Annotated in this window: 12 protein-coding genes; 6 read left to right on the plus strand and 6 right to left on the minus strand. The window is 70.1% G+C overall.

The annotated features are described in order from the left end of the window. On the minus strand, window positions 1-95 hold a 95-nt coding region (locus HLA95_RS26055), incomplete at its 3' end, for a transposase (protein WP_222183311.1). Window positions 96-318: 223 nt separating this feature from the next. Here HLA95_RS26055 and HLA95_RS26060 point away from each other — a divergent pair. The 5 genes from HLA95_RS26060 (at window position 319) to HLA95_RS26080 (ending at window position 3,406) form a co-directional block, all read left to right on the plus strand. Continuing rightward, the gene (locus HLA95_RS26060; protein WP_191061163.1) at window positions 319-567 is read left to right on the plus strand and encodes a type II toxin-antitoxin system Phd/YefM family antitoxin; all 249 of its coding nucleotides are present in this window, start codon (window positions 319-321) and stop codon (window positions 565-567) included. Further along, window positions 564-977 (plus strand): type II toxin-antitoxin system VapC family toxin, encoded by a 414-nt coding sequence (locus HLA95_RS26065; RefSeq protein WP_191061164.1) that lies wholly within the window; start codon window positions 564-566, stop codon window positions 975-977. Before HLA95_RS26060 ends, HLA95_RS26065 begins: the two co-directional genes overlap by 4 nt. A gap of 106 nt (window positions 978-1,083) precedes the next feature. Further along, a complete protein-coding gene (locus HLA95_RS26070; protein ID WP_370467534.1) occupies window positions 1,084-2,022 on the plus strand; it encodes a quinoprotein relay system zinc metallohydrolase 2 in 939 nt (312 codons plus the stop codon). Next, window positions 2,019-2,834, plus strand: a complete 816-nt coding sequence (locus HLA95_RS26075; RefSeq protein WP_191061165.1) for a quinoprotein dehydrogenase-associated SoxYZ-like carrier — start codon at window positions 2,019-2,021, stop codon at window positions 2,832-2,834. Before HLA95_RS26070 ends, HLA95_RS26075 begins: the two co-directional genes overlap by 4 nt. Continuing rightward, window positions 2,831-3,406 carry a rhodanese-like domain-containing protein gene (locus HLA95_RS26080; RefSeq protein ID WP_222184999.1) on the plus strand — a complete coding sequence of 192 codons (576 nt, stop codon included), beginning with the start codon at window positions 2,831-2,833 and terminating at the stop codon, window positions 3,404-3,406. The genes HLA95_RS26075 and HLA95_RS26080 overlap by 4 nt, the downstream gene beginning before the upstream one ends. A 134-nt stretch (window positions 3,407-3,540) precedes the next feature. Here HLA95_RS26080 and HLA95_RS26085 read toward each other — a convergent pair whose 3' ends face one another. Genes HLA95_RS26085 through HLA95_RS26105 form a run of 5 tightly spaced genes read right to left on the minus strand, consistent with a single transcriptional unit; the run spans window position 3,541 to window position 7,994 of the window. After that, window positions 3,541-4,188 (minus strand): hypothetical protein, encoded by a 648-nt coding sequence (locus HLA95_RS26085; RefSeq protein ID WP_222185001.1) that lies wholly within the window; start codon window positions 4,186-4,188, stop codon window positions 3,541-3,543. Then, complete coding sequence (locus tag HLA95_RS26090) at window positions 4,185-5,036, minus strand: ABC transporter permease (RefSeq protein WP_191060967.1); 852 nt, start codon at window positions 5,034-5,036, stop codon at window positions 4,185-4,187. Before HLA95_RS26090 ends, HLA95_RS26085 begins: the two co-directional genes overlap by 4 nt. After that, window positions 5,033-5,761 (minus strand): ABC transporter ATP-binding protein, encoded by a 729-nt coding sequence (locus HLA95_RS26095; protein WP_223861634.1) that lies wholly within the window; start codon window positions 5,759-5,761, stop codon window positions 5,033-5,035. Before HLA95_RS26095 ends, HLA95_RS26090 begins: the two co-directional genes overlap by 4 nt. A gap of 53 nt (window positions 5,762-5,814) precedes the next feature. Next, the gene (locus tag HLA95_RS26100) at window positions 5,815-6,786 is read right to left on the minus strand and encodes a PQQ-dependent catabolism-associated beta-propeller protein (RefSeq protein WP_191060968.1); all 972 of its coding nucleotides are present in this window, start codon (window positions 6,784-6,786) and stop codon (window positions 5,815-5,817) included. Between the two features lie 29 nt (window positions 6,787-6,815). Continuing rightward, complete coding sequence (locus HLA95_RS26105) at window positions 6,816-7,994, minus strand: ABC transporter substrate-binding protein (protein ID WP_322100171.1); 1,179 nt, start codon at window positions 7,992-7,994, stop codon at window positions 6,816-6,818. Window positions 7,995-8,197: 203 nt separating this feature from the next. Between HLA95_RS26105 and HLA95_RS26110 the strand changes: the two genes are divergently transcribed. After that, window positions 8,198-8,641 carry a hypothetical protein gene (locus HLA95_RS26110; protein WP_222185003.1) on the plus strand — a complete coding sequence of 148 codons (444 nt, stop codon included), beginning with the start codon at window positions 8,198-8,200 and terminating at the stop codon, window positions 8,639-8,641. Window positions 8,642-8,787: the final 146 nt, after the last annotated feature.

Below are 8,787 nucleotides of genomic sequence, written 5' to 3' on the forward strand. Positions count from 1 at the left end.
CCGTGCTTCCGGCAGATCTCGGCAACCGGCAGCCCGGCCTGACCCTCCTTCAGGATCCCGATGATCTGCTCTTCGCTGAACCGGCTCTTCTTCATCGTCCGTCTCCTGATCGACGGACCCTAGCTTCAGACCGAAGGCATTTCAGGGGGCAAGGTCAGCGCCCCCTCCTGACGGGACCAGCCGGAAGGGCAGGGGCACTTCAACCAGACGCCAGATAGCTATCTGGTAGCTACCAGATACTCAGGGTGATGACGGCCCGCTTGCCCAGCCGGCGGCCCAAGCCTATCTTGCTGGCTAGCCATCACAGCTAGCCAGATCATGGACCAGGTCAGCGTCTTCGAAGCCAAGAACCGGTTGAGCGCCCTGCTCGATCAGGTCGAGCAGGGCCGGCCCGTCACCATCACGCGGCGGGGCCGGCCGATCGCCCGGCTGATACCCGCACCTGGTGCCGACACTGCCGGCCAGGCGGCAGCCAAGCTACGGGCCCTGCGGGCCGCCATCGCCGCCCGCGGCCAGACGATCGCCGCCGAGGAATTGCGCGCCTGGCGGGACGAAGGCCGCCGGTGAGCGCCTGCGTCCTGGACAGCTCGGCAGCGCTCGCCTGGGTCCTGCCCGGCGAGGATGACGAACGCGCCGACCGCCTGCTCGACCTGGTAAGCAGCGAGGGCGCTCTGGTGCCGGATCTGTGGCTCCTGGAGGTGGCCAACGTCCTGCTGATGGCCGAGCGCCGCGGACGCATCACGCTGGCTGAACGCCGCCAGGCGCTGGCGACCCTGCGCGAGCTGCCCGTGCAGGTCGAGCCCTGTGCCGCCCGGTCCGTCTGGGGGGACGTGCTCGAGCTGGCCGCCGGCCAGGGCCTCACCGTCTATGACGCGACCTATCTGGAACTGGCCCTGCGCCACAACCTGCCGCTCGCCTCCTTCGACCGGCAGCTCCGCCAGGCCGCGGGCACCGTCGGCGTGCCCCTGCTGGGCTGAACCGGGGCTGCTGGCCGGGCCTCGGCCTTTCCGTTAGGCTCCCAGCCGATCGGGTACTGGGCCCGCGCCGCGCAAGGAGCGGGAAGCCAGGGGAGGAAGTCGGGTGCTGCAGTATGGCATGGCACGGCGCAGGCTGCTCCAGGCCGGTATCTGCCTGTGCGGCTGCCTGGCTGCGGGCACGGCGGCCGCCGTGTCGGCGGGCTTGGTCGAGGTGGCCCCGGGCGTACTCGTGCGCCGCGGGCCCGACGAGGAGGCCAGTGCCGCCAACGCGAACGGCATCGCCAATATCGGCTGCATCATCGGCGACGACGCGGTGCTGGTGACCGATCCCGGCGGCAGCCTCGCGGACGGGCAATGGCTGCGTGCGGAGATCCGCCGGCACACCGACCGGCCGATCCGCCATGTCGTGATGAGCCATGTTCATCCCGACCACTGCTTCGGCGCCGGCGCATTCCTCCAGGACGTGCCCGAGATCCTGGGCCACTACCGCCTGGGCGCGGCACTCGCCGCCCGCGGCGAATATTACCAGCGCCAGCTCGCCGACCTCCTGGGCGACGCTGCGGCCGGCCTGGTCGTCCCGCCGACCCTGGCCGTGGGCGAGGAAGAGACGGTGCTCGACCTGGGCAATCGGCGCATCCGGCTGGTCGCCTATGCGACGGCGCACAGCGACTGCGACCTCGTCATGCTGGACGAAACGAGCGGCCTCCTGTTCCCGGCCGACCTCCTGTTCGTCGGCCGCGCACCGTCGCTGGACGGCAGCCTGTCCGGCTGGCTGGCGGCTTTGGACCGGCTGCGTGCCACCGGTGCAATGCGGGCGGTGCCGGGCCATGGGCCCGCCATCGTCGAACTGGACCGGGCGATCGGCCCGCTCGCGCACTATCTTACTATCTTGCGGGACGAGACCCGCGCGGCCCTGGCCGCCGGCCGGACCATGGAGGAGGCGATCAGCACCGTGGCGATGACCGAGCGCGACCATTGGGCCCTGTTCGACGACTATCACGGCCGCAACGTCACCCAGGCCTACAAGGAGCTGGAATGGGAATGAACCAGAACCGCAGGGTGGTGTGCGCCGGCCTGGTGCTGGCCCCGCTCCTGGCGATCGCCAGTCCGGTGCTGGCCGCGGGCGGCACCGACAGCGAGCGGGAGGAGCGCTGGCAGGATCTGCGCCAGTCGATCTTCGGCGAGCGCCCGGTCGAAGACGGTGCCGGGCTGATCACGCTGGAAGCACCGGCGCGCGCCCTGGACGCGGCCCTGGTGCCGCTCACGATCCGGATCGCCCCCGAGCATCGCGACCGCATCGCCGCCGTCCATCTGGTGATCGACGACAATCCCTCGCCCTATGCCGCGAAGGCCAGCTTCGGCCCGGCCGGCGACCCGGCGGTGCTGCGCCTGCGGGTGCGGATCGACGGCTACACCAATGTCCATGCGGTGGCCGAGACCAAAGACGGCCAGCTCCATGGCACCGTCGCCTTCGTGAAGGCATCGGGCGGCTGCTCGGCCCCGATCGGCGTCAGCGACGAGGTCGCCATGCAGGGCATGGGGGAGATGAAGCTGCGCCCCGCCGGGCCGGACACGCAGGGTGAGGCCACGCTGCTGATCCGCCACCCGAACTTCAGCGGCATGCAGATGAACCAGCTCACCCGCACCTACACCCCGGCACGCTATCTCGACCTGGTCCGGATCAGCCAGGGCGGCCAGACCGTGCTGGAGCTGGCCGGCGACATCTCGCTTTCGAGCGACCCGGCGATCGGCTTTGCCTACCGCCCGGGCGAGGCGGACGCGTTCACCGTGCTCGCCACCGATTCAGACGGCGCAAGCTGGCAGGAATCCTTCCCGATCCCGGCGCACACCCAGTGACGGCCGCCACCCTCCTGCGGTGCTGGGCAGTCGTCCTGCTGGCCGGCCTGCCGGTCATCGCCGCCACGCTGCCGGCCATGGCCGCGGTCGCCGAGCCGCCGGGCCTGTGGACCGGGCCGATGGTCGGCGAGACCCCGGCTACGCTCCAGGGGGCGACGGTCATCGACGTGCCGGCCCTGGAGCTTCTGCTGGAAGGGCAGGTGCTGCTGATCGATGTCGGCAAGGCCGCGCGCCGGCCGGACAATCTGCCGGAGGACACGCTCTGGAAGCCGGTGCACCGCTCCATCCCGGGTGCCGTCTGGTTCCCGGGCGGCGGTGGCGGCGACCTTTCGCCGGAGCAGGCCCAGGCCCTGCTGGGCAGGATCGACGAGCTGGCGAAGGGCGACAAGGACACCGTGCTGGTCACGTTCTGCAAGCCGAGCTGCTGGGGGAGCTGGAACCTCGGCAAGCGCCTGGTCGAGGCCGGCTATCGCAAGGTGCACTGGCTGCCCGCCGGGATCGACGGCTGGCAGGAGTTCCACGACGCCGTCCCGGTCCAGCCGCAGCCGGGCTGGCCGCCCGCTGACGACTGACGAGGCAGCCGGCCGGCCGCGTTCGTGCTATGCTGGCTTGTCCAGAGCACCGGCAGAGGGTCCACGCCGGGACAGGCAGGGCGTTTTTGCACGAACGAACCCGAGCGCCGGAATAACAAGGTCAGATCAAGAGGTTAGTCGGAACCGTCCTGCTGCAATGCCCCCTGCATGGCGCGGCCCAGGACGAACAGGCGCTTCTCGATCTGCACCGGCACCTCGCAGACATAGCGGATCGTCCGGCGTCGCTCCTCGAAGATCCGGGTCTGCCAGGTGACCCGGTTCGTGAGCTCCTGCACGGCCGCAGGCTCGGCGTCGGGGTCCTTTTGCAGGGTGCGCAGCCTGGCCGCGTCCGCCTCGATCGCCCGTACGAACTCGCGCTGCCGCCTGGTCAGGCGCTCCAGCCCGGCGATGACCTCGCCGCGCTCCTGGTTCAGCGTGTCGAACAGGCCGGCGAACAGCAGGCTGGCCCGCTTTTCCTGTTCGGCCGGATCGGCGGTGATGAAGCGGGCGGCCGTCGCCTCGGCAGTCTCGACCGGCACGCGGCGCGGGGCAATCTCGTTGACCAGTTCCACCACCTCCGGATCGGTACGCCACTCGTCCAGCGCCTGGTCGATCGGCGGGCCCTGCCAGACCGTGCCGGCCGACAGCTCGGGCACCAGCCGCTGCACGCAGGGCCAGTCCGGCGCGTCCGGCTGGGTGGCGGCGCGGAGGGGGGCGGGTGCCAACAGGGCGGCCGCCAGCCCCAGCACCGCCAGACCGGGAAGGGGCACGGAAAGCCTCATGGATGTCCTCCAGCGTCGTGCTGCTGCCGGGCCAGGAAGCCGCGGGCCGGATCATAGGCCAGCACCGCGCCCACCATGAACAGGACGGTGCAGCCAAAGACCACGGCCAGGGCGACCGGCTCGACCCGCAGGTAAAGGGCGAAGCGGATCAGCTCGACCGCATAGGTGAACGGGTTCAGCTCGCAGATCCGGTACAGAAGCGGGCTCGACTCGCGCACCCGCCAGAGCGGGTAGAGGGCCGAGGAGGCGAAGAACATCGGGAAGATCAGGAAGTTCATCACGCCTGCGAAATTCTCGAGCTGCCGGACCAGCGAGGACAGCAGCATGCCGAGCGCCCCCAGCATCAGCCCGGACAGGAACAGGGCCGGCAGCACCGCGAGATAGCCCCAAAGCGGCGGCTCGATCCCCCAGAACCAGGCGATCGCCAAAAAGGCATAGGCCTGCACCACCGAGACCAGGGTGCCCGCCCAGAGCTTGGACGAGAGGAGGAACCAGCGGGGCAGGGGGCTCACCAGCAGGGTGCGCATGCTGCCGGTCTCGCGGTCATAGACCATCGACATCGAGGACTGCATGCCGTTGAAGAGCTGGATCATCGCGAGCAGCCCGGGCGTGATGTAGACCTCGTAGAGCACGTAGACGGTGTAGGGCGGGATGATCGACACGCCCAGCACCTGGCGAAAGCCCGCGGCGAAGATGAACAGCCAGACCAGCGGGCGCACCAAAGCCGCCACGAACCGCTCGCGCTGGTGCAAAAAGCGCAGCAGCTCGCGGCCGACGATGCCCTGCAGGCAGATCAGGTAGGCGCTGAGCGGAAAGCCCGCCTCGCGCCTGGACGTCTCCGGGCTCATGGCACGGCCCCCGGCCGCTCGATCAGCCGGCGAAAGGCGGTTTCCGCATCGCCGGCGCCTGTGCTGGCGAGCAGGGCGTCGAGCCGCCCGTCCGCCAGCAGGCGGCCCTGGTGCAGCACCAGGACCTGGTCGTCCTGTGCGATCTCGTCGACCAGATGGGTCGCCCAGAGCACCGCCACGCCGTCATTGGCGACGAGGTCCCGCACATGGGCCAGGATGTCGGCGCGGGCCGCAATGTCCAGGCCGACGGTGGGCTCGTCCAGCAGGATGAGCCTCGGCTGGTGCAGCAGCGCCCGGGCGATCTCCAGGCGCCGCATCTGCCCGCCGGACAGGTTGCGTGCGCGCTCCGATACCCGTCCGGCGAGGTCGACCCGCGCCAGCACCTCGGCAGCCCTCATCTTGGCCGCGCTGCGGCCGATGCCGTGCAGGGCGGCATGGTAGGCCAGGTTCTGCCGGACGGTCAGGTCCAGGTCGAGCGTGCGCGCCTGGAACACCACGCCCAGGCGGCGCAGGGCGGCGCCGGCCTCGCGCAGCACGTCGTGGCCGAAGATGCGGATGGTCCCCTGCCGGGTCGCGAACAGCCGGGTGATCAGCTGGAACAGCGTGCTCTTGCCGGCCCCGTTCAGGCCCAGCAGGACCGCGAAGCGCCCGGGCGGGATCGTGAAGCTCACCCGGTCCAGCGCCTGGCGCCGGCCATAGGCATAGGCCACCTCCTCGATGGCCAATGCCGGTGGGGCCGGCGCCGGTGCGGCCAGGGCAGGGTCGGCCGGGTCGGCGGTCAGTTCTCGGATACCGTGACCCCCCAGGGCAGCTCGCCGACCTGGACCGTGTTGACCACCTTGCCGGATTCGACGTCGACCACCGACACGTCGTTGGACACGCCGTTGGTGCCCAGCAGGTACTTCTCGTCCGGGGTGAAGGAGAGCTGCCAGACCCGCTGGCCCACCAGGAGATAGTCCTCCACCTCGTGGGTATTGGCGTCGATCACGGCGATGCGGTTGGCCGGGCCCAGCGCCACATAGGCCTTGGTGCCGTCCTTGGTGATGCGCACGCCCACCGGCTGGATCGATTCCGCACGCAGGCCCGGGATCTCGAAGGTGATCTTCTTCTTGATCTCCTTGGTGGCCGGGTCGATCACGCTGACCGTGCCGCCGATCTCCGCGGACACCCAGACCTCCGAGCCGTCCTGCTTGAACTCGGCGATGCGCGGCCGGGAGTCGACCAGCACGTTGGCGACGATCTCGTGGGTCTCGGTATCGATGAAATGCGCCATGTTGGTGGTTTCGGAGGTATTCACCAGGATCTTGCCGTCCGGGCTGATCCCCATGCCTTCCGGCTCCACCCCCACCTGCACCTCGCCGACCGGCGCGCGCTCGGCCAGGTCGACGATGGTCACCATGTTGTCGTCCTCGTTCGCGATATAAACGAGGTTGCCGTCCGGGCTCAGCGTGAACAGCTCCGGGTCCGGGCCGGACGGCAGGGTGCCCACGATCTCGTGGGTGGCGGTATCGACGATCTCGATCGTGTCGTCGTCGCCTACCGCGACCAGCAGGTGCTTGCCGTCCTTGGTGAGCTGGATGCCGCGCGGACGCTGGCCGACCGGGATGGTCGCGGTCACCTCGAACGTGTCGGTGTCGAACACGGTGACGGTGTTGCTGCCCTCGTTCGACACATACGCAGTGAACGCCGAGGCCGGCAGCATCGGCAGGAAGGGCAGGGCACTGCCCAACAGGATGGCCGCAATCCGCATCGTCCGTCTTCCTCCCAAGATCTCGTCGTTCATGGCAGCCGGCAGGCGGTTTCCGGCTGGTCGATCCCCAGCGTGTCCAGCTCGGACACCTCGTGGAGGAAGCCCTGCTGCGGCGACACCGAGACGATCACCCGGCCATCGGTCAGCAGGATCGGCTGGCGGACCTGCAGGTTCCAGGGGCGCAGGGTGAGCTTCTGCCCCTTGTAGGCGCCCAGGCCCAGCTCCGGCCCCTTCAGGAAGGCGTCGATCTTGGCGGGCTCCGTCGAGTTGGTGCGCGACGTCGCCTCGCCCACCAGGCGCACCGCCGTCCAGGCCAGCATGTCGCGCTCGGTCATCGGCCGGGAGAAGCGCTTGCCGAACCGGCTCTGCATCTGCAGGGCCCCCCACTGACCATGCGCCGGGCTCCAGCTCGTCGGCATCAGCCCGGCGGAGCCCGCGACCGGCCGGGCATCCCAGGTGCGGTAGGGCAGATGGGCGGCGAACACCTCGCTCTCGTCCGCAGCCACCAGCACGTCATAGTCCGGCGCTTCCTGGGTCAGGACCGGGATCCGGCTCTGGATCTGCACGACCCCGCTGTCGGTCTGGCGTGCCCCGCCCGTGTCCTCGATCTGGCGCTCCTCGACGATCTCAGCGCCGAACCGGGTCGCGGCGCGGCGATAGGCGTCGGCCAGCAGCTTGTCCTCGGGATGCGAGCCCTCGACCAGCAGCCAGCGGCGCCACTGCTTCCAGACCAGGTACTGGGCCAGCCCGTCGGCCAGCATCGAGCGGGTCGGCGCCACGTGGATCACGTTCGCCCGGCAGTCGGCCTCGCGCAGCCGGTCATCGGGCGCGCCGATGTTGAACACGGTGATGCCGGCCCCCCGGGCGGCATCCGCCACGGCCAGCAGCTCGTCGGCCGCCAGGTCGGCCACAACATAGGCAATGCCCTGCCGGGCCAGCTCGCCGACCGCCGCTGCCAGGTCGGCGCCGTCCGCCAGCTCGGCCACCTCCAGCGTGAAGTGCTGGTTCAGGAACTGGCCGGTCGTGTTGTTGTCCTCGATCGCGAGCTCGGCGCCGGCCCGGCCGTCATTCTCGGCCGGCACCTCGGCCAGGGCCAAAGGCTCCAGGCCACGCTCGCTGAACAGATAGCCGATCCCTACCTCTGCCGGCTCCGCGGCCGGTACCGCCTGCCCGAACAGCAGCAATGCCGGCAGCACGGCCGACACGATGAGCCTCCTCAGCACTGGTCGCTCCCAGTTGCCCGACCTTTGGCGCAGCCGCTCCCCGATGCGTTCGTTCGCCTGATTGCCGGCTGCCTAACCCGTGGCAATAGTCGGTTTCACCCGCGGGTCGTCAAGTACCGGCAGCCAGGAAAGGGAACGGGGGCGGCACTCTCGCGTTGTCGGTGGACGGCCAAGGAGGACGACCAGCGATGAACGCTCAAGTCTTGATGCTTGCCGGCTGCATGGTCTTTGCCGGTGCCGCAGCGGCACAGGCGGACTGCGCCGGCGAGATCGCGAAGCTTTCCGGCCATGGCGGTGGCATCTCGAAGGACGGCAGTACCGCGCCTCTGGAAGGGGCCGGCACGGCTTCTGCCGGCGCTGCCGAGCAGGCTGCTCCCAGCCCGGACGGCGCGATCGCCAAGGATGGCGGCGACATGCCGCTGGAAGGCACCGGTGGCGCCACCCAGGGTGCCGCCATGTCGCAGCAGGACGCCGAGGCGCAGCAGCAGGGCGGCGACACCGCCGCCGAGGCGGCCGCGGCCGGCGGCGGCAGCCACGGCGATGCGCTGCAGCGGGCCCAGGCGGCGCTTGCCGCAGGCGACGAGGCCGGCTGCATGCAGGCGATCCAGGAGGCCCAGGGCCAGGCCGGCTAGGAGCCTCGGAAGAGCTGGCCGCGGCGACCCGATCGCTGGCCCCGCAACGGGGGAGCGATCAGGTGCCGCGCGCCCCTCAATAAACGACCACGGATCGGATCGACTTGCCCTGGTGCATGAGGTCGAAGGCGTCGTTGATGTCTTCG

It is taken from the genome of Geminicoccus harenae (assembly GCF_019800005.1).
Lineage (GTDB): Bacteria > Pseudomonadota > Alphaproteobacteria > Geminicoccales > Geminicoccaceae > Geminicoccus > Geminicoccus harenae.

Excerpts from the sequence above, each read along its gene's own strand:
- HLA95_RS26075 (WP_191061165.1), top strand. The coding sequence starts at position 2,019 with ATGAACCAGAACCGCAGGGTGGTGTGCGCCGGCCTGGTGCTGGCCCCG.
- HLA95_RS26110 (WP_222185003.1), top strand. The coding sequence starts at position 8,198 with ATGAACGCTCAAGTCTTGATGCTTGCCGGCTGCATGGTCTTTGCCGGT.
- HLA95_RS26060 (WP_191061163.1), top strand. The coding sequence starts at position 319 with ATGGACCAGGTCAGCGTCTTCGAAGCCAAGAACCGGTTGAGCGCCCTG.
- HLA95_RS26090 (WP_191060967.1), bottom strand. The coding sequence starts at position 5,036 with ATGAGCCCGGAGACGTCCAGGCGCGAGGCGGGCTTTCCGCTCAGCGCC.
- HLA95_RS26085 (WP_222185001.1), bottom strand. The coding sequence starts at position 4,188 with ATGAGGCTTTCCGTGCCCCTTCCCGGTCTGGCGGTGCTGGGGCTGGCG.
- HLA95_RS26100 (WP_191060968.1), bottom strand. The coding sequence starts at position 6,786 with ATGCGGATTGCGGCCATCCTGTTGGGCAGTGCCCTGCCCTTCCTGCCG.